The sequence below is a fragment of the Cellvibrio fontiphilus genome, from assembly GCF_042646205.1.
Classification (GTDB): Bacteria; Pseudomonadota; Gammaproteobacteria; order Pseudomonadales; family Cellvibrionaceae; genus Cellvibrio; species Cellvibrio fontiphilus_A.
The window spans coordinates 474928-493080 of the sequence record NZ_JBHRTF010000004.1; the positions used below are offsets into that span (position 1 = coordinate 474928).

An 18153-nucleotide genomic window follows, 5' to 3' on the forward strand; every position below is an offset into this window, starting at 1 on the left:
AGGACTAGGGTGGGGTTTAGTTGCCTCCGCTTTTGGGGGAGTCCGGAAGGGCGTGGTTCTATCTTTTCACACACAAGGAGCGAATATGAAAAACGGAAGAATTTTTAATATTCAACAACAAAAAACACAGCGCCAAGAATTGCGCAGCAATATGCCTCTACCGGAAAAAATTCTCTGGGCAAAAATTCGCAATCAACAACTCGGTGTTAAATTTCGCAGGCAACATGGTATTGATCGCTACATTGCGGATTTTTATTGTGCCGAATATAAGTTAGTGATTGAACTGGATGGCGTCAGCCATTATGAAAATGCTGCGCAAGATTATGATCACATTCGCGATGAATTTATGCGCGCATTAGGTTTAACCGTTTTGCGATTTACCAATGCCGAGGTCATGAATAATTTGGATGGGGTGATTGCGGTAATTAGTGCTCGATTGAAGTAACCCCCACCCAGCCTCCCCCTTCATAAGGGGGGAGGGGCTGACTCCCAGTGCGATAAAGTTTGTACGAAGCTCCAGTCCCCTCCCCTTATGAAGGGGAGGGTTAGGGTGGGGTTGCTCTTACATCCCCCTCCCCTGACAAGGGGAGGGCTAGGGTAGGGTTTAGTCCCCTCCCTTTGTGAAGGGGAGGGCTAGGGTGGGGTGGAATATGGGGTCAAGCCTTCTTCACAAACTCCGACTTCAACATCATCGCGCCTATGCCATCAATTTTGCAGTCGATATCGTGGTCGCCATCGACGAGGCGATTAATTTTTACTTTGGTGCCGACTTTGACTACCGATGATGAGCCTTTGATTTTTAAATCTTTAATCACGGTGACGTAATCACCTTCGGCCAATAAATTGCCGTTGGCATCGCGCACAATAAATTGTTCATCGTCGCTGCTGGCGGTTGCGGCATCGGCCGACCACTCATGTGCGCACTCGGGGCAAATCAATAGGCTGCCATCTTCATAGGTGTATTCGGAATTGCATTTGGGGCAGGGTGGGAGTTGGCTCATAACAGGCTCTCTTGGCAGCATTTATTAACGATGGTGAGTATTCCCATCGCCGGCACAGTAAACCGGGCGCGCAGTATAACCGCCAGCAGTAACTATCCCTATCGCGTTATTTGATTCAGATTGGATTCCCTTAATTTTTCCTTAAGTTTACTTTTCTATTCTGCACCCTAAGAACTCCAAATACCGGGTGCCCTATGAAAGAGCTACTGCTTGACCTGACCAGCGCGCAAGAATCCCCCAGCCAAACCTGGCATATGCCGCGCCTGCCGCAATTTCGTATCCCGCGTTTTGAGTTGCACAGCCATACCAGTGCCGAGCGCAGTGCAGTGGAGGCGTATATCCAGCAGCGTTTTGCCAAAGTCCACAGTGCTGAAGTTACGCATTTTTTACCCAATATTCTCAGCGTTCGCTGCGGTGGTGATTTTTCTGCTGCTGTGGGTTTGGCACCAGCTGCCAGCGGAAAATTATTTGCCGAGCAATATTTGTCTGCCCCCATAGAGCAGGTCATCAGTGAGCGTTTGGGCGTAACGGTTGCGCGTGAACAAATTGTGGAGATCGGCAATTTGGTATCCACCTGGAAAGGCAGCAGTTTGTTGTTGTTTATTGTGATTGGTGAATTGTTGGAGCGCTTGGGTTACGACTATGTGCTGTTCACCGGCACGCGCGAAGTAAAAGCGCTGTTGGCGCGTTTGCATTATTCGCCCATGGTATTGGCCGATGCCAACCCCGCGTGTTTAGCCGATGGCGGCGCCAGCTGGGGCAGTTATTACAGCCACCAACCACAAGTGATGTTTGGCGATAACCGCCCCGCTTTGTCGGCCGCACGCAAAAACCCCATGTACCGCACCACGGTTGCAGCGATTAATCGCGCGATTGAAAAATTAAAAAACCAATTTCTGCAAGCCAACCCCTTGCCTGTCGCAAGTTTGATGGAGCAAGCAGATGAATAAAATTCTCGCGGCAATAGAACATACAGCGCGCACCACACCGCAGGCGATTGCGCTAAAAAATGCCGACCAGCAAATTAATTATGCGCAATTAAATGCGTGGCTGAACCAACTCAGCGATTGGTTAATGGCGCAGCAACTGGGTCGCGTGGGCTTGTGGGGTGAAAATTCCATCGAGTGGATTGTGGCTGATCTGGCTGCCTGGAAAGCCGGCGTCACGCTGGTGCCTTTGCCACGGTTTTTTTCGCCCTCGCAATTACAACATTTGTTAGCGGAAGCGCAGTTATCCAGTTTGTTGGTATGCGGTGATATAGCGCCGGTCACGGCAGTCAGTGAGCGCAGTAATACACCGGTGCGCAATATCTATTTGGATAAGTTGGCGCAGCCGGGCGCTGCGGCCCGCATACATGATGTTGCAAAAATTACGTTTACCTCGGGCACTACTGGCGCCCCCAAAGGTGTCTGCCTGTCCACTGCCGCGCTGGAAAATGTCACTCTGGCCTTGGCTGAGCGCATTTACGCTGCACCCGGTGCCGCCGACACAATTCAACAACACCTGACACTCTTACCCTTTAGCACGCTGCTGGAAAATATCGCCGGTGTTTATTTGCCTTTGTATTTGGGCAAAACCATTGTTGTATTGCCCGGCGCCCAATTGGGTTTAACCGGCAGTTCACAATTGTCGCTGCCGCAACTATTACAAACCATGCACCAGTATCAACCCAATAGTGTGATTCTGTTGCCGCAAATATTGCAGGGTTTGGTGGTGGCTGCCGAGCGTGGTTTTGGTTTGCCCTCCGCGCTGAAATTTATTGCAGTGGGCGGCGCTAAAACGCCTGCGAGTTTAATTGCGCGAGCGCGCGTTCTGGGTATTCCGGTATATGAAGGTTATGGTTTGTCGGAGTGCGCATCCGTGGTCAGTTTAAATGCTCCCGGCATAGATAAACCCGGCAGTGTTGGCAAGCCATTGGGGCATGTGCAAGTGCGTATTCAGAACGGCATTATTTTTACCCGCGGCAATGCGTTTAATGGCTATCTCAACTTTCCGGTCGGCAGTGATGAATGGGTGAATACCGGCGATTTGGGTGAGCTGGATGATGAGGGTTATTTATTTATCACCGGGCGCGTGAAAAATTTAATTATTTCCAGTTACGGGCGCAATATTTCCCCCGAGTGGATTGAAGCGGAACTTTGTTTAAGCCCTGCTATTGCGCAAGCCATGTTGGTGGGCGATGCCCAAGCGTTTTGCAGTGCGATTCTGGTGCCGGCGGCCACTATTTCCCCGGAGCAGTTGCGCGGGGAAATTGTGCGCATCAATAAAAACTTGCCGGATTATGCGCAGGTTAAAAAAATCATTGTGGCCACTGCGCCATTTACTTCTGCCAATCAAATGCTTACTGACAACGGACGCCTGCGTCGCGAGGCAATCGCCCAGGCTTACACACAGGCGATTGCCGCTATCTACGAACATCAACCCAACCTTTTGCCATCCACTAATGACACCGCTGGAGCTGTATATGACATTTTTTGATGATCTACAAAAACAAACTGCAACAGAGCGTGAATATTTATTGTCGGCGCCGATCATCCAGCGCTGCATTGGCCAAGGGCAATTCAGCTTGCAGGAATACATCGCTTTTTTAACCGAGGCTTTTCATCACGTTAAACATACTGTGCCGCTGTTAATGGCGGTTGGCAGCCGCCTGCCTGCAGAAAAAGAACAATATCGCGAAGCAATTGCTGAATATATTGAAGAGGAGTTGGGCCATCAGGAGTGGATTTTAAATGACCTGGCGGCCTGTGGCGTGGATAAAGAAAAAGTGCGTCATGGCCGCCCCAATGCGGCTACTGAATTGATGGTGGCTTACGCCTACGACACAGTGATGCGCAATAACCCCATGGCATTTTTTGGCATGGTGTTGGTGCTTGAAGGCACCAGTATTAATTTGGCAACACAGGCGGCCGATATTATCCAGCAACACCTGGGCCTGCCAAATAAAGCCTTTTCCTATTTGCGCTCCCACGGCAGTTTGGATCAGGAACACATGGTGTTTTTTGCCAAGTTGATGAATGGCTTGGCTGAGCAAAAAGATAAAGACGACATAGTGCACGCCGCCAAAATGTTTTTCACTTTGTACGGCAATATTTTTCGCTCGATTGAGTTGCAGCATCAAGCTCAAGCCGCTTGATCAGTGTCGTTATTCACCTGTTACGGGGAGGTAAGGCTTATGAACCTGCATGGCAAAATTGTGTTGTTAACGGGCGCCAGTGGTGGCATAGGTCGCGCTATTGCCCGGCGTTTGGCCACCGAGGGCGCAATATTAATTCTGGTGGGGCGCACCCTGCCGGCGTTACAACAATTAGCGCAGGAATTGGATCTGCAAGCCAACAACGGTTTTGTGCTTGAGGCTGATATTGCAACCCATGGCGGGCGCGAAAAAATTCGCACTGCCTTGCTCGCCTTACCGCAACCGGTCGATGTATTGCTCAACTGCGCCGGCATTAGTTTGTTTGGTTTTTTAACAGACAATAGCCCCGAGGCGATAGAGCAGGTGATTGCGACCAATGTCACCGCCAGTATTTTATTGACACGATTGGTGTTGCCATTTTTGCACCGCGAGCAGGGGCGCATACTCACCGTGGGTTCCAGTTTTGGTGGCTTGGGTTATCCCGGGTTTGCGGCTTACTGTGCCAGTAAATTTGCACTGCGCGGTTTTAGCGAAGCGTTGCGCCGTGAACTCAGCGATGGCCAGATTCAAGTAGGTTACCTGGCACCGCGTGCAACTAACACGGCAATCAATAGCCCGGCAATTATGGCGATGAATAACACCCTGGGTAATGCGATGGATGAACCCGAACTGGTTGCCGCAATTGCAGTGAAAATGTTGCAAGCAACACAAATGCGCGATCGCAATATAGGTTGGCCAGAGCGTTTATTTTTACGCATCAACAGTATTTTTCCGCGCATTATCGATGCAGCACTGCGCAAACAATTACCGATTATTCGCCGCTATGCCAACACACAATCTGCACCAGTGGCGGTTGCACCGGTTAACAATGCCACAATTTCAACACGTTTATCTTGAAGGTGAAATGATGAAAACAATTAACGCCCAACTCATTAATTATTATTCAACCGCGATAAAGGTATTTTTTATTGCTTGCGCTGCCTTAGTGGCGACAAACACCTATGCCGATGAAGCCAGTGATATTCACCAGCTGCAAACCCGCTGGGCAGAAGTGAAATACGCTACCCCGGAGGCGGAGCAAGAAAAAGCCTTTGCGGCTTTGGTGACGCAAGCGGAAAAAATATCTGCGCAATACCAAAGTGCTCCCAGTTTAATTTGGGAAGGCATAGTGCGCTCTACCTACGCCGGTGCCAAAGGTGGCCTGGGTGCGCTGGATCAGGTAAAACAAGCCAAAAAATTATTTGAACGCGCGATCAGCCTCCAGCCAGATGCGCTGCAGGGATCTGCCTACACCAGTTTAGGTTCACTGTATTATCAAGTGCCCGGCTGGCCGGTAGGTTTTGGCGATGACAAAAAAGCCAAAGAGATGCTGCTTAAAGGCTTGAGCTATAATCCCGATGGCATAGACGCCAATTATTTTTACGGTGATTATCTGCTTGAGCAGAAACAATATGCGCAAGCGATTGCCGCGTTTGAAACAGCGCTCAAAGCGCCCGCTCGCCCCGGTCGTGAATCCGCCGATGCCGGGCGCAAGGGTGAAATTGAAGTCGCCCTGAATAAGGCGAAACAACATTTATGACGGATAGATAACTGATGCAATTATTGTTGGTAGAGGACGACAGTTTGTTGGCCGAGGGGATTGTCAGCGCGCTCAAACGCGCTGGCTTTGCCGTTAATTGGCTGGCTTCCGGTAAAGCGGCGTGTACACATCTTGTTGCTGAACCGCCCGATATTTTGCTGTTGGATTTAGGCCTGCCGGATATGGATGGCCTGGATATATTAAAAATAGTGCGCCAAAAAAAATTGCGCACCCAAGTATTAATTCTCACCGCACGCGATAGCACCACCGATAAAGTTGCCGGGCTGGATTTAGGCGCCGACGACTACCTCACCAAACCCTTTGCTCTGGATGAATTGCTCGCGCGCTTGCGCGTTCTGGAGCGGCGTTTAGGTACTGCCTCTTCCTCGATGATTACGTTGCATGACGTTGCGCTCAATACCGCGCAGCATCAGGTCAATCTGGCGGGTGAGCCGTTAAACCTGTCGCGCCGCGAATATATGCTGCTAAAAGCCTTGATGGAAAATGTGGGAGTGATCCAAACCCGCGAAAGTTTGGAAGCAAAACTCTATTCCTGGGGCGATGAAGTGGCGAGTAATGCGATTGAAGTGCACATCCACAATTTGCGTAAAAAATTGCCCGCCGATTTTATTCGCACCATTCGCGGCATTGGTTACATGGTGCCTAAACCGTGAAATCCATTCGCCGCTTTTTGGTGATCCTGATGGTTGCCATAGTGACACTGGCCAATTTTGCTGCAGCCCTGCGCGGTTATTTGGCGAGTATGGATGAAGCCGAGCGGTTGTTTAACCAGCGCTTGTTGCAGCAAGTTGATTTATTAAATTACGCGCTGCCCAAAAGCGCCGCGGTTGCCGGCAAGCCGCTGGAATTTCCGGCGCGCACCAGCAATGCAGAATCCTCACTGGAATTTCAATGGTTGGATAATAACGGCGCGCTGCTGGCGCGTTCCGCCGCTATGCCAGACAGTGTGTTGGTGCCGCTGCAAGAGGGGTTTCGCTATTTCAATTTTAATAACTATCGCTGGCATCTATTGGTGATGCCCAGCAGCGACAAACAGAGCTGGTACATTTTGGCGGAGCGCGATGACCAGCGCTATCGCCTGGCGGAATCCATGATTTTGCAAGCAGTATTCCCCATGATTATTGCACTGCCTTTGTTAGCGCTGATTATGTGGTGGGTCACGGGCATTGGTTTGCGGCCTGTGGCGCACCTGGCCAGCGAGTTGCGCCAGCGCGAGGCAACGGATTTACGCCCGCTAGCGCAGCAGGATATGCCCGAGGAACTAACCCAGTTAACCCAATCCGCCAATGAATTGCTGCGCCGTTTGGAGGCCTCCTTTGCGCGCGAAAAACGTTTTTCTGGCGATGCCGCCCATGAATTGCGCACACCGCTCGCGGCACTAAAAATCCACTGCGAAAATTTGTTGCAGGAATTACAACCCGTGCCTGAGTCAGTCATTAAATTGCAACTGGGCATAGAGCGCATGAGTTATTTGGTGGAGCAAATTTTATTGCTGAACCGCACCGCGCCGGATCATTTTATGGGGCAGTTTGCGCCGGTTAATTTGACCCGGTTGGCCAAACACTGCGTGGTGGATTACAGCGCTTTACTCGCACAAAAAAATCATCAAATAGAATTTGATGGCGATGACTGCTGGGTACTGGGTGACGCTGCGGCGCTGGCGTCGCTGCTCAATAATTTGTTGGGCAATGCCATTAAATACACGCCGCCAAACGGCATGATTGCAGTGAATACCTGGTTGCGTGGCCGCGATGTGGTATTGGAAGTGATGGATAACGGCCCGGGTATTCCGGTTGAGCAGCAGGCGCGAGTGTTTGATCGCTTTTATCGGCTGGGTGGTGATCGCCACAATTCCCAAACCCCGGGTTGCGGTTTGGGGTTGTCGATTGTGCAACAAGTGGTGGAGTTACACGGCGCGCAAATTGCGCTTACCTCCTCGCGTTTTGAGCAGGGCTTGTTGGTGATGGTCACTTTTGCTGCGCTTGCCGCGCCGCGCCCGGCAATAAACAGCCCGTCCGAATTGAATAAACTTGACCCAAGTGATGCAGGAGAATCCGATGAAAAAAATAATTAGCAGGCTTGGGGTCATGGTTGGCTTGGCATCTGTATTTATCAGCCCGCTGCTGCAGGCGGATGTGCCCACCTTTACCATCGAAATTCGCGGGAATTTATTTTATCCCTCGGAATTAGTTGTGCCCGCCAATACCAAAATAAAACTGTTGGTGCTGAATAAGGATGCAACGCCGGAAGAATTTGAAAGCTACGAACTCAACCGCGAAAAAGTGATTATGGGCGGTGCGCGGGCGACGATTTTTATCGGCCCACTCAAGCCGGGAAATTATCCTTTTTTTGGCGAGTTCAATCCTAAAACCGCACAGGGAATCATTCGGGTGGAGCAATAACATGGTCGATGCCGTTTTGCTGGTGCTGCGCGAAGTACTGGAAGCCGCGCTGATGTTAAGCCTGTTGTTGGCCTTGAGCCGGCAATACCAATTGCCATTGGCCTGGAGTCTGTGGGCGCTGTTGTTGGGAGTTGCCGGTTCCTGGTTATTGGCAAATAACGCCTATGCAATCGCAGAGGCGCTGGATGGCACCGGTCAGGAAATACTAAACGCCCTGTTGTATGCCATGGTGGCGCTGGGTTTTATTTTCCTCGCGCTGTTGTTTTTACCTAGGCTGATGTCACCCGGCAGATTTTTAACCCCCCCTTTTTCACCAACCGATAACAGGGTTGCGCCGCCGCGCCGTCTATTGCTGCTGCCAGTATTGGTGGCGATTGTCAGTTTGTCGCTCATGCGCGAAGGCTCGGAGATTTGGATATACCTATCCAGTTTTCAGCAGCAACCCGATGCCTTGATGTCTGCCCTGATCGGCGCGGTAATAGGCACAGGCATTGGCATGAGCCTGGGCGCTATTACCTATTATGTTTTGATTTTTATGCACCCGCGTTTTTTCCTGCCGACGTTTTTAGTCATCATCACTTTGCTCGCGGGTGGGCTGGCCATGCAAATCGCAAAAGCCTTATTGCAAATTGGTATGTTGGATTCTGCCGGGCCAGTATGGGACAGCAGTTTTCTGGTGGCTGAGCAGAGCTGGTTGGGGGAGTTACTCTACGCGCTGTTGGGTTATGACGCGCAACCAACGCCCGTGCAATTACTGTTTTACGGCGCCGCTATTACGCCGGTGTTGTGTGCTGCGCTCTGGCACTGGGTAAACAAATTGAGGAATAAACAAAATGCGTAAAGCGCTCTGGTGTGTAGTGGTGGCGAGTTTTTTATCGCCCTGGGCCTGCGCGGATATGACCCGCGTTTACCAGCCTTATGTGGAGCAGGGCGAGCGCGAACTGGAATACGGCGCAACCCTGCGCGACCTGGGTGGCGAGGATGTATTGCTGCAGCGTGTGGGTGTGGGTTACGCCTGGAGCGACAAGATTTTTACCGAAGTTTATCTGCTGAATGAATTGGTGGATCATCAGGGAGAAACCCTGAAGGGCTACGAATTTGAAACCAAATGGCAAATTACCGAACAGGGCGAGTATTGGGCAGATTGGGGTTTGCTGTTTGAAGCCGGTGGCGCGCGCGACATAGACCGGCGCGAACTGGCGGTCGCCCTGCTCTGGGCAAAAGAACTGGGCAGCCGTTGGGTGGCCACGGCCAACGCGTTTGTCGAGTACGAATACGGCGATGATGTGGAGGCCGAGGTGGAAACTGCGCTGCGCGCGCAATTTCGCTATCGCTATTCCGCCGCCTTTGAGCCGGCGCTGGAAGTCTATCTGGATGATCAGGACTGGGCCGCTGGCCCGGCGCTAATGGGCGTGCAAAAACTGGGTGGGCGCAAACAACTGCGCTGGGAGTTTGGGCTATTGCTGGCGCTGGATTCACAAACCCCGGATACCAACCTGCGTATGGGATTGGAGTTTGAGTTTTAGCATTTTGCTCTGCCGGTTTGTTGTTCACCTTTACCTAGCTTATCGCTTTACCTGGCAGACAAATTCCTTGAGTATATTCAGAATATATTATAGTCATACAAATTATGGCTATAGTGCTGGCTATCCGCCATCGGGGCATCGATAGCGGTTGCGCCAGTTATTCTTATAAAACTCAAAGGAAACAATAATGAAACAAACACTCCTCATGGCGCTCTTGGGTGGCCTTTCGCTGACCGCGTTATCCGCTGCTCCCGGGCCGCAACCGACGAATCAACCGGCGCTTCAATCCCAACATCACCCTGTGCAAATCCAGGTGGATGCGCAGGCCCAAAAAGGCCCGCTCACTCCGATTTGGGCATGGTTTGGCTACGACGAGCCCAACTACACCACCATGAAAGACGGCAAAAAGTTGCTGAGTGATATAGCGGCGCTCAGTCCAGTGCCGGTGTACGTGCGGGTGCATAACTTGATGAATACCGGCGATGGTACGGCAGCCCTCAAGTGGGGCTCTACCAACATGTATACCGAGGACAAGGACGGCAAGCCTATCTACAACTGGACGATTGTTGACCAGATTTTTGATGCCTATGTCGAGCGCGGTATGAAGCCCATAGCGCAAATTGGCTTTATGCCAGAAGCGCTCTCCGCCAAACCCCAGCCCTACCAGCACAGCTGGGCGCCGGGCAAACCCTATCAGGAGATAATGACCGGCTGGGCTTACCCGCCCAAGGATTATGACAAGTGGGCCGACCTCATCAGCGCTTGGGTCAGCCACTCGGTGGAGCGCTATGGTAGGGCCGAGGTTGAAAGCTGGTATTGGGAACTGTGGAACGAGCCGGATGGTTTTTATTTGATTGCGCCGGATGTGCAAAAAGAATTTTTTAAAATGTACGACTACGCCTATTTTGCGGTGAAACGTGCGCTGCCAACGGCGCGGATGGGTGGCCCACATACGGCGCGCGGCGGTGAGTTTTTCCGCAATTTTATTGAGCACTGTCTGCGTGGCACCAACCATGTCACCGGCAAGGTGGGCACGCCGTTGGACTTTATTGCCTTCCATGCCAAAGGTGCGCCGGCATTGGTGAATGGTCGGGTACAGATGGGCATGAATACCCACTTCAAAAATATCAGTGATGGTTTTGCGGCAGTCGCTGAACACCCGGAGCTGAAGAACATTCCGATTATTATCGGTGAGTCAGACCCAGAGGGCTGTGCTGCCTGCGGCATGAAAACCAACCCGGAAAATGCCTATCGCAATGGCACCCTCTATGCGAGTTACACCGCTGCCTCTATCGCCCGTAAATATGATTTGGCTGAGGAATTCGGAGTGAATCTGCTCGGGGCGGTGAACTGGTCGTTTGAGTTTGAAGACCAACCCTGGTTTGAAGGCTACCGCGACCTGGCGACCAACGGGGTGAATAAACCGGTGCTTAATGTGTTCAAAATGCTGGGCATGATGCGTGGCAATCGCCTCGCGGTGTCGGGTGATTTGGCCTACAACGCCCAATCGATTCGCGCCAGCGGTGTGCGTGGAGCTAAAACCGATATCAACGCTCTGGCAGCGGCAGATAAGTCGTCCATCAGTGTGATGGTTTGGAATTATCACGACGACGATGTGATTAACGAAGGCGCGCCGGTTGAATTGAAAATCACAGGTGTCGCGGCCAGCAGTGTCCGCTTATCCCACTATCGTATCGACCAGGAGCACAGTAATTCCTACAGTGCCTGGAAGCAAATGGGGTCGCCACAGCAGCCGAGTGCCAGCCAGATAGCCAAGCTGCATGCGGCCAGCGAGTTGGCGCAACTCAGCCCTGCGCAAACTCTGGCGGTTAAGGGCGGGGTTGTGACGGTAAACATGCAGTTGCCGCGTCAGGGTATTTCGCTGATCCAGCTCACTGAGTTGAAGCGCTAGGCATGGCTTGCCTGGCTCAAAAAAAGCAAAACCCCAGGTTTTAACTTGGGGTTTGTTTGTCATCGGAACCGGCGCCATGGGCGCCGGTTTTCGTTTAACCCCGGGAGAATCCGGGGTGCTAACAGATTACCAACTCACTGCACTGTCCATGTATGAGGCTGGTTGTTGTTATTGGCTTCCCCGCGGCTGGCGGTGCTTACGGTGAAGTAGTAACTCAACGCCGTGCCCGGTGCCACATTGGGGATGGTCACTTCAAAGCTATTACCCACCACCCGTGTCATGTTGTTCCAGCCGGGGGTAAATACCCAGGCCCAGTTCAGGTTTTCCTGGGTAGTGAAGGTGATTTTCACCCCGCCGTTGCTGTAGGTCGCGGTAGTGGTATAGGCCACATTAGCGCCGTTAGGCAGGGTAGCGGTGGCGCTGTAACCATTGCTGGCCACCGATGACGAACTGCTCACCGAGGAGCTACTTACGGACGAACTACTCACCGAGGAAACAGACGAGCTGACAACGGAAGATGAAAAGCCCGTTGGACCCGAAGAGGTCGAGTAGCTGGACACAGACGAACCGCCAGGGTAGGTCATGGAAGTCCAGCTGTTCTCCACCGGGCCAGGGTAGAAGCTTTGGTCGCTGGCAGGGGTAAAGGTGTAGAAGCGCGCCTCTACCAGATTGCCCGCCGTGTAAGCCGCGCTGCGGGTAACTTGATAGGTGTAAGTGCCATCACCGTTATTCACTTCGCCACCCGCCTGTGCTTGCAGGTCGTTGATCACATAATCCTGCAGGCCGTTGCGGCGCGCAAAGAAGTGAACTTGCTGCTTGCGCTCATTCAAGCGAATGCTGAATTGCATACCGCCATTGGCCAGCGCGGTCATCTTCACCACACCGGTTTCAACCACCACCGACGAGCTGCTGGAAGACAGGCTGCTGGAAGAGGAGCTTGAAATACTGGTTGAGCTGGACGTTGAGACGCTGGTCGACCATGAGCTGAACGAGCTAAATGAGCTTGATGAGTTGGACGAGGTGCCGCAGTTCGCCGTGTTAAAGGTGTAGTTGAATGGCCCAAGGTCGCGGCCAACGCTATCGAAGTAGGTGAAGCGGAAATTCACCAGACTGTTGTTGCTCAGGCCAGTCACATCGAAGTAAGAGCGACCATCGGCCAGCTTGGGCATTCGGTAGCCACCGGACTGCATGGGCGAGCTGAGCAAAATATCGGCCCAGGACGCTGTGCGGTTGAGGGTGATACGCACCGCGCTGCAGCTGGTCACTTCCACACAGTAGTCCTTGGCGGTGTCGCAGGCTGGCGGGGTTATCTGTGTCACAAACTCAATATTCGCAGGTTCGGATTCCACACTACCGTTACGCGCCACCACTATTGCCTTGTAATTGCTGGATGCGCTCAAGCCGGTGAATTTCCGCTCGGTAAGGCCGCCAGTGGAGGGGATGGATTGCACTGTGGCGTTATCCTTCTGCAGCACTATGGCGTAATCCGCATTGGTATAAGCCGCCGGGATGGCATCCCAGGCAATTGTCACCTCATTGTGGGTCAGGCCGCTGGTGCGCAGGTTTTCCACCGCAGGAACTTGGCTAAGATCCAGAGCGGTCTTGAAGCTGCTAAACGCAGAGCGCCCACTGAGCCCGTTGAATACCGTGGTGGCGGTCAGGTTGTAATTGGTGTTGTGCGCGAGGTTGCTGATTGCCACCGAGTTGCCCGTCACCAGTTGGTTGAACACTTCAGTGCCATCGGTCTTTTTCACCACAATACGGTAGCTGGCGCCAGTCCACTGACCGGATACGGCTACCCAACTCGCGGTGGCGGAATTGGTGGTAATCGCGCTTACCGCCAGATTTGTTGGCGGCGGCGCTACATCGGCATCACCACTCATGCTGAAGGGCGCAACGGCAATACTGACGCCATCGCTAAAAGTAACTTCCTTGGGTGTCGCGGTGGGGTTGTAAGCCACATAAGTGCGGGTGCCGTTTTTCTCAAACACGGCGTAGTGCGCGGTATCCGCCGTTACGCCTTTCACCGGGCGACCCAATTGGCGCAGGTTGAAAATCCAGTGGTAGGTGTGGGTTTTACTGGCACCGGCTTCACTGCGCACTTCATCGTTGGGGTACATGGGGGCGAGTGTGGGATCAAACTCGGTTTTGTAATTGCCCGCGGCGTTGAATTTTTGCGCGGCGGCATCCGGGTTTACCAGCGCTTCGGCCTGCCACATCAAGTCATCCCAGAATTTGGTTTTGCGGCGGAAATCGTACTGGGTGTACTCGGCTGGCAAGTCGCGGTGCCAGAGTTGGGTGGCAAAAAAGTCGGTATCTTCCGCAAGGCGATTCACCACCAACTGCACCGCGGGAATAGTGCCGCCAGTGCTGAGTTTGCGATCCATATGGCCCAAATGCAGCGAGGCGCCAGTGATGGGCAGGAAGTTAATGCCGGCAATCATGCGCGGTGCGGCGGAGAACCAGGTGCCGTAGTCGGCTTTGCTGTGCCACACCAAGCCAACGGAGGCGCGGTCGAAATCCTTCTTCACAAATTGGCTGCCGTTATCCCAGAACACCTGGCGCGGGAACACTTCATTGTCCACATCAAACCAATATTGGTGGATCGCCTGGATTTCACTGGCGTAGAGGAAAATACCCAGATCGCGGATCGCTGTATCGCCTGTCTCTGAACCCCAGAGTGCAACGGCTTGGGCGAAGTTGATACTTTCAGAGGAGGATTCCTGATTGCCGCCGGCATCCATATTCAAATGACCGTTGGCCAGTGAATAGCCGTTGTAGATGTCGAAATAGCGCAGGTACTGGAAGCGGGTGTCGTTGCGATCCCAGTTGGCTGAGTCCTTGATCAACAAATCAACCATGGGTTTCCACTGGGTGGCCCAGTTGCGGTCATAGCGCGCGATGGTCGCTGCTGCCGAGATCAAATAACCCGCGTGGAAGTGGTGGTCGTTGAGTTCGGTATCCGAGCCGAAGCTGGCGGGGTAGCCGGTCAATGAGTCCCATTCGGCGTTGTAATAGAAGTATTTTTTCTCATTCTGTTTGCGCAAATTGCGGTAGCAGTCGCTGCGCATAGGTTCAGCCATAGGGTTGCAGTGGCTGTTGTTGTACGCCAGGTCTTGCTGCCAGTCATCGGCACTTAACCAGTCTTCCAAGTGGGCTTTAATGCGGCCCATCAAGGTGGCGGCTACATCCGGGCGGTTGGTTTGCTGGGCAATGTGCAGCAACTGCAGCATCCAGTTAAGCTCTTTACCGTTGTTGTAGGTATCCAGCACGTCATCGCGAGTCAGGCCATCCGCACCGAATTGCCCGTTTTTGTCCTGATCCAACAGCGTCATCAAGCGGGTCAGCTCGGCACCTTCCAGTTTGTTGGGCAGGTTGGGCAGCAAGCCGGGGTGGGGGATGCGGGTGGTAAAACTATTGCCTTTGATCACTTTCATCTCACCCCGTGGTGTGGCGTAGGTGTAGGCAAAATCCAAACCGCTGGTATTGATGTACTGGTGGCGATACAAGCCCATCATGGTCTGGTTGATGGCGTTAGGGTCGGCGTATTGTTCAGTGCCTACCTGATAAGTAGTCACAGTGTAGGTGGATTCCACCTCCGCACTGGCCTCGTCGTAGCGGTAGTCAAAGCGGGTATCAATGGGCAGTGCAAACGCATGGCGGCGATAGTCGGCAACCAGCGCGTCCAGCTCCTCTACGCCTACACCGTCACCGGGCTCATCCTCGCGGAAGAAGTCGCCTACCAAACGCGATACCACCAGCGGTTGGCGAGTGCCGGCAATATGGGTGGGCAGATCGCTAACGGCTGTACCGGCGGCAATCGCAAAACCCTGCTCGGTGTAGCTGATGGGCGCTTTGAAAATATCGTTAATTTCGTTGGGCAGAACAGCCACGCTGAAATACTGGTGGCTGGCCGGAATGGTCATGGTGATCTTGCCATTACTGGCCAATTCTTTCAGGTCCAGATTCGCCAGGTTGTAGCTGAACTGGGTGCCCGGCGGGGCAAAAATGGCGTAACCCGCACGCACATCACCCAGGTAGAGCGCGAGCACACCGTCTGACTCGTGAATAATGCGCATACCGTTGAAGTAGGTGAAGCTCACCGTGCTCAGGCCGGTTTTTTGGAAATGGATGAAGGGCGAACCATTCACCATAGTGACCCGCGCTGCCTGGGTGTTCTCATTGGCGCCGGGATTTTTGAGCAGCACAGTCGCGGCAAAATCGCTGTAGTTATCCAGCAGGGTTTCATCGGCATCCATACCGTCAAAACGGATATTCAGCTCGGTGCCGCCCAGCGGGTCAAGGCGTGGGTCGATCCGCGCTGGATAGGTATAGGCAGTAAATTTCGGGTTGCTGGTGGAGGGCAATACGCGCTTGTCGGAATTGGGGTCTTCGTAGCGGTAGGGCACTAGCAGCGGGATCTGTGCATAGGTCAGGTTGATGCCGGTATTGGTGAACTTGAGGGTGTAGGGCGAGTTGGTCATCCAGTGTGAATAAGGCACGGCATCCACATTGGTTTCGATAATGCCGCCATTTTCATTGCGGATCAGGTTTTTTACCGCGTGAGGCCAGGCAACCGACGACCAGAATTCATGGGTAGGCGTGGGTTTGCCGGAGTTTTTAAAACGGTTGGATACCTTGGGGCTGATCTCCTGGCGCGGCACATAAATGCCCCAGGGCTGACCCTCTGGTACGGTTTGGTCATAGCCTTCGGCGGTGGATGGCGCCCAGCGATGGCTGGGTTTTTCGGTGGTGTAACTACCGGCGCCAGCAGCGACTTCACCCGCCTGCACAGCGACGGACGCGGTGAACAGACCGGGCAAGGCAATGGGCAATAGTATTTTGGGCAAAATACTGCCGATCAATCGTCTACAGGATTGCATCTTGTATACCTCGTTATTGATTATTGTGAACACCGCCAGTGCGGTTAACTTATCTAACCAAAGTGCGAGGTGTGGTGTCGTCCCAGTGACGGGAGGGCTCGTTTTGATACAGTCCCATGCCGGTTTTGAGACAGGTTTGCTGGCCGACGGTGCGACACTAAATGAATTATTTTATCAAATAATAATTATTATCATTTGTATTGATAATAATTCTCATATTTCTTATGATGGCGCCTCAATTTAACGCCCCGGTTTGGGTTAGTAGAGGAGCTGCTCATGAAGGCTTTATCGGGTTTTACCCTGTTTGCGTTGTCCCTTTCTTTTATGTTTGTGCTCGGTTTTTGTTCAGTGGTATATGCCCACACGCCGTTTATCGCCCCCATTGCGTTTGAGCCTGCCCATAAAGGCTGGATCAGCCTGGATGCGGGGTTTGCTGAAACCTTTTTCCATTCCGACGTCGCCTTTGATAAGGGCACTTTTCAGGTGCTCACTCCGGCGGGTAACTGGGTGGCTCCGGCGCGGGTGGAGCAATTTACCAGCCGCAGTGTGCTGGAGTACCAAGCGCAGCAGGAGGGCACTTATCGCTTCACCACCGGCACGCGCTTGGGCGCGGTGTTTCGCATGTATGAACTCGATGGCGAGCGCAAACATACCCGCGACCCCAAAGAAGTGTTGCCCAAAGGTCACAAACTGCTGGATCACTATCAATCTGTCACCCTCGCGGAAACCTATGTGACCTTAAAAGCGCCGAGTAATGGCGCGCTGAAACCCTATAACAAAGGTTTGGAGTTAGTGCCCATCACCCATCCCAACGATTTATATGCGGGTGAGGTGTTTGAATTTTCGGTGCTGCTGGATGGCAAACCGCTGGTGAATCAGCCAGTCAGTATTTTCAGCGCGCAGGACTCCACCGGGCAGCAACAGCCGGCTTACACAGCGACTACCAATCGCAGCGGCAAGGCCAGTGTTGTGCTCAATAACGCCGGTATCTATTTGCTGCATCTGCGCAAGAGTGCGCCCGCGCCCAAGGGTGCTGAGGCGCCCAATTACGGTTACATCTACACCCTGAGTTTTGCCGTGCAACCGGCGCTGTGAGTGTTCCACTATTTTTATTGATGACGATTTTATTGATGACGAGAAAATTTTTATGATGGCTAAAAAATATTTTGTGCTGCTACCGCTATTGTTGGCATTAACCGCCTGTCAATCAGCACCTAAAAAAGAGCAGGGCGCAGTCGCTAAAAAAACGCACAGCGCGACACCTCATCAGCGCAGCCACGGCGCGAGTGCTGGGCATCGCCACGCTTTTATCAAAGAATATGATCAAAACAGCGATGGCGAACTAACCCGTGCGGAATTTGATCATGCGCGCGCCGCCCATTTACGCGCTATGGATAGCAATCAGGATCAGCGCATTGATGAAACAGAATATGTGCAGGAATTTGCAGCGCGCATGACGGATGAACAAAAAGAACACAGAACCAAACAGCTCAAACAGGCCCATGTGCGGTTTGGGGTGTTGGATAAGGACAAGGATGGAGATATTACGGTGAAGGAATTTGCTGTCTCAGGAACACGGATGTTCGCCGGCTGGGATTTAGAGGAGGATGGTGTCATCAACGAGAAAGATCCCTTGCCCTCGCCGTAAATAATTTTTTATCTGCGGTTTTTTACCGACAGTTTTTATCCAAAA

General features: G+C 52.6%; 17 protein-coding genes. 15 read left to right on the top strand and 2 right to left on the bottom strand.

Going from position 1 to position 18153, the window contains the following annotated elements:
- The first annotated feature begins 85 nt into the window (after window positions 1-85).
- Window positions 86-445 (top strand): endonuclease domain-containing protein, encoded by a 360-nt coding sequence (locus ACFODX_RS10740; RefSeq protein ID WP_378118921.1) that lies wholly within the window; start codon window positions 86-88, stop codon window positions 443-445.
- A 211-nt stretch (window positions 446-656) separates the two neighbouring features.
- Here ACFODX_RS10740 and ACFODX_RS10745 read toward each other — a convergent pair whose 3' ends face one another.
- The gene (locus tag ACFODX_RS10745) at window positions 657-1001 is read right to left on the bottom strand and encodes a zinc ribbon domain-containing protein YjdM (protein WP_378118923.1); all 345 of its coding nucleotides are present in this window, start codon (window positions 999-1001) and stop codon (window positions 657-659) included.
- Between the two features lie 194 nt (window positions 1002-1195).
- On the opposite strand from ACFODX_RS10745, the gene ACFODX_RS10750 reads away from it, so the two are divergent.
- From ACFODX_RS10750 to ACFODX_RS10800, 11 genes are all read left to right on the top strand, one after another.
- A complete protein-coding gene (locus tag ACFODX_RS10750; RefSeq protein WP_378118925.1) occupies window positions 1196-1951 on the top strand; it encodes a thermostable hemolysin in 756 nt (251 codons plus the stop codon).
- Window positions 1944-3479, top strand: a complete 1536-nt coding sequence (locus tag ACFODX_RS10755) for an AMP-binding protein (protein WP_378118927.1) — start codon at window positions 1944-1946, stop codon at window positions 3477-3479. Before ACFODX_RS10750 ends, ACFODX_RS10755 begins: the two co-directional genes overlap by 8 nt.
- Complete coding sequence (locus ACFODX_RS10760; RefSeq protein WP_378118929.1) at window positions 3466-4137, top strand: TenA family transcriptional regulator; 672 nt, start codon at window positions 3466-3468, stop codon at window positions 4135-4137. Before ACFODX_RS10755 ends, ACFODX_RS10760 begins: the two co-directional genes overlap by 14 nt.
- 39 nt (window positions 4138-4176) lie before the next feature.
- Complete coding sequence (locus ACFODX_RS10765; protein ID WP_378118931.1) at window positions 4177-5034, top strand: SDR family oxidoreductase; 858 nt, start codon at window positions 4177-4179, stop codon at window positions 5032-5034.
- A 10-nt stretch (window positions 5035-5044) separates the two neighbouring features.
- Window positions 5045-5716 (top strand): tetratricopeptide repeat protein, encoded by a 672-nt coding sequence (locus tag ACFODX_RS10770; RefSeq protein ID WP_378118933.1) that lies wholly within the window; start codon window positions 5045-5047, stop codon window positions 5714-5716.
- Window positions 5717-5730: 14 nt separating this feature from the next.
- Window positions 5731-6390, top strand: a complete 660-nt coding sequence (locus ACFODX_RS10775; protein WP_378118935.1) for a response regulator — start codon at window positions 5731-5733, stop codon at window positions 6388-6390.
- Entirely contained in the window at window positions 6387-7811 is a 1425-nt protein-coding gene (locus tag ACFODX_RS10780; RefSeq protein ID WP_378118937.1) for a sensor histidine kinase, read from the top strand. Before ACFODX_RS10775 ends, ACFODX_RS10780 begins: the two co-directional genes overlap by 4 nt.
- Entirely contained in the window at window positions 7795-8139 is a 345-nt protein-coding gene (locus ACFODX_RS10785; RefSeq protein WP_378118939.1) for a cupredoxin domain-containing protein, read from the top strand. The genes ACFODX_RS10780 and ACFODX_RS10785 overlap by 17 nt, the downstream gene beginning before the upstream one ends.
- Window position 8140: 1 nt before the next feature.
- Window positions 8141-8980 (top strand): FTR1 family protein, encoded by an 840-nt coding sequence (locus ACFODX_RS10790; protein WP_378118941.1) that lies wholly within the window; start codon window positions 8141-8143, stop codon window positions 8978-8980.
- Window positions 8973-9665 carry a hypothetical protein gene (locus ACFODX_RS10795; RefSeq protein WP_378118943.1) on the top strand — a complete coding sequence of 231 codons (693 nt, stop codon included), beginning with the start codon at window positions 8973-8975 and terminating at the stop codon, window positions 9663-9665. The genes ACFODX_RS10790 and ACFODX_RS10795 overlap by 8 nt, the downstream gene beginning before the upstream one ends.
- 187 nt (window positions 9666-9852) lie before the next feature.
- Window positions 9853-11577, top strand: coding sequence for a GH39 family glycosyl hydrolase (locus ACFODX_RS10800; protein ID WP_378118945.1), 1725 nt, complete (start codon window positions 9853-9855; stop codon window positions 11575-11577).
- A 134-nt stretch (window positions 11578-11711) separates the two neighbouring features.
- Here ACFODX_RS10800 and ACFODX_RS10805 read toward each other — a convergent pair whose 3' ends face one another.
- Window positions 11712-16460 carry a glycosyl hydrolase gene (locus ACFODX_RS10805; RefSeq protein WP_378118947.1) on the bottom strand — a complete coding sequence of 1583 codons (4749 nt, stop codon included), beginning with the start codon at window positions 16458-16460 and terminating at the stop codon, window positions 11712-11714.
- Between the two features lies 1 nt (window position 16461).
- On the opposite strand from ACFODX_RS10805, the gene ACFODX_RS10810 reads away from it, so the two are divergent.
- From ACFODX_RS10810 to ACFODX_RS10820, 3 genes are read left to right on the top strand one after another with little or no spacing between them, the layout of a single operon-like run.
- Window positions 16462-16704 carry a hypothetical protein gene (locus ACFODX_RS10810; protein ID WP_378118949.1) on the top strand — a complete coding sequence of 81 codons (243 nt, stop codon included), beginning with the start codon at window positions 16462-16464 and terminating at the stop codon, window positions 16702-16704.
- 32 nt (window positions 16705-16736) lie between these two features.
- Window positions 16737-17555 (top strand): DUF4198 domain-containing protein, encoded by an 819-nt coding sequence (locus ACFODX_RS10815; protein WP_378118951.1) that lies wholly within the window; start codon window positions 16737-16739, stop codon window positions 17553-17555.
- A 52-nt stretch (window positions 17556-17607) separates the two neighbouring features.
- Complete coding sequence (locus ACFODX_RS10820) at window positions 17608-18108, top strand: hypothetical protein (RefSeq protein ID WP_378118953.1); 501 nt, start codon at window positions 17608-17610, stop codon at window positions 18106-18108.
- Window positions 18109-18153 lie beyond the last annotated feature (45 nt).

Coding starts and splice junctions, on each gene's coding strand:
- ACFODX_RS10760 (WP_378118929.1), top strand. CDS start 3,466: ATGACATTTTTTGATGATCTACAAAAACAAACTGCAACAGAGCGTGAA.
- ACFODX_RS10815 (WP_378118951.1), top strand. CDS start 16,737: ATGAAGGCTTTATCGGGTTTTACCCTGTTTGCGTTGTCCCTTTCTTTT.
- ACFODX_RS10745 (WP_378118923.1), bottom strand. CDS start 1,001: ATGAGCCAACTCCCACCCTGCCCCAAATGCAATTCCGAATACACCTAT.
- ACFODX_RS10795 (WP_378118943.1), top strand. CDS start 8,973: ATGCGTAAAGCGCTCTGGTGTGTAGTGGTGGCGAGTTTTTTATCGCCC.
- ACFODX_RS10765 (WP_378118931.1), top strand. CDS start 4,177: ATGAACCTGCATGGCAAAATTGTGTTGTTAACGGGCGCCAGTGGTGGC.
- ACFODX_RS10740 (WP_378118921.1), top strand. CDS start 86: ATGAAAAACGGAAGAATTTTTAATATTCAACAACAAAAAACACAGCGC.
- ACFODX_RS10805 (WP_378118947.1), bottom strand. CDS start 16,460: ATGCAATCCTGTAGACGATTGATCGGCAGTATTTTGCCCAAAATACTA.
- ACFODX_RS10785 (WP_378118939.1), top strand. CDS start 7,795: ATGAAAAAAATAATTAGCAGGCTTGGGGTCATGGTTGGCTTGGCATCT.
- ACFODX_RS10790 (WP_378118941.1), top strand. CDS start 8,141: ATGGTCGATGCCGTTTTGCTGGTGCTGCGCGAAGTACTGGAAGCCGCG.
- ACFODX_RS10755 (WP_378118927.1), top strand. CDS start 1,944: ATGAATAAAATTCTCGCGGCAATAGAACATACAGCGCGCACCACACCG.
- ACFODX_RS10770 (WP_378118933.1), top strand. CDS start 5,045: ATGAAAACAATTAACGCCCAACTCATTAATTATTATTCAACCGCGATA.
- ACFODX_RS10775 (WP_378118935.1), top strand. CDS start 5,731: ATGCAATTATTGTTGGTAGAGGACGACAGTTTGTTGGCCGAGGGGATT.
- ACFODX_RS10820 (WP_378118953.1), top strand. CDS start 17,608: ATGATGGCTAAAAAATATTTTGTGCTGCTACCGCTATTGTTGGCATTA.
- ACFODX_RS10750 (WP_378118925.1), top strand. CDS start 1,196: ATGAAAGAGCTACTGCTTGACCTGACCAGCGCGCAAGAATCCCCCAGC.
- ACFODX_RS10800 (WP_378118945.1), top strand. CDS start 9,853: ATGAAACAAACACTCCTCATGGCGCTCTTGGGTGGCCTTTCGCTGACC.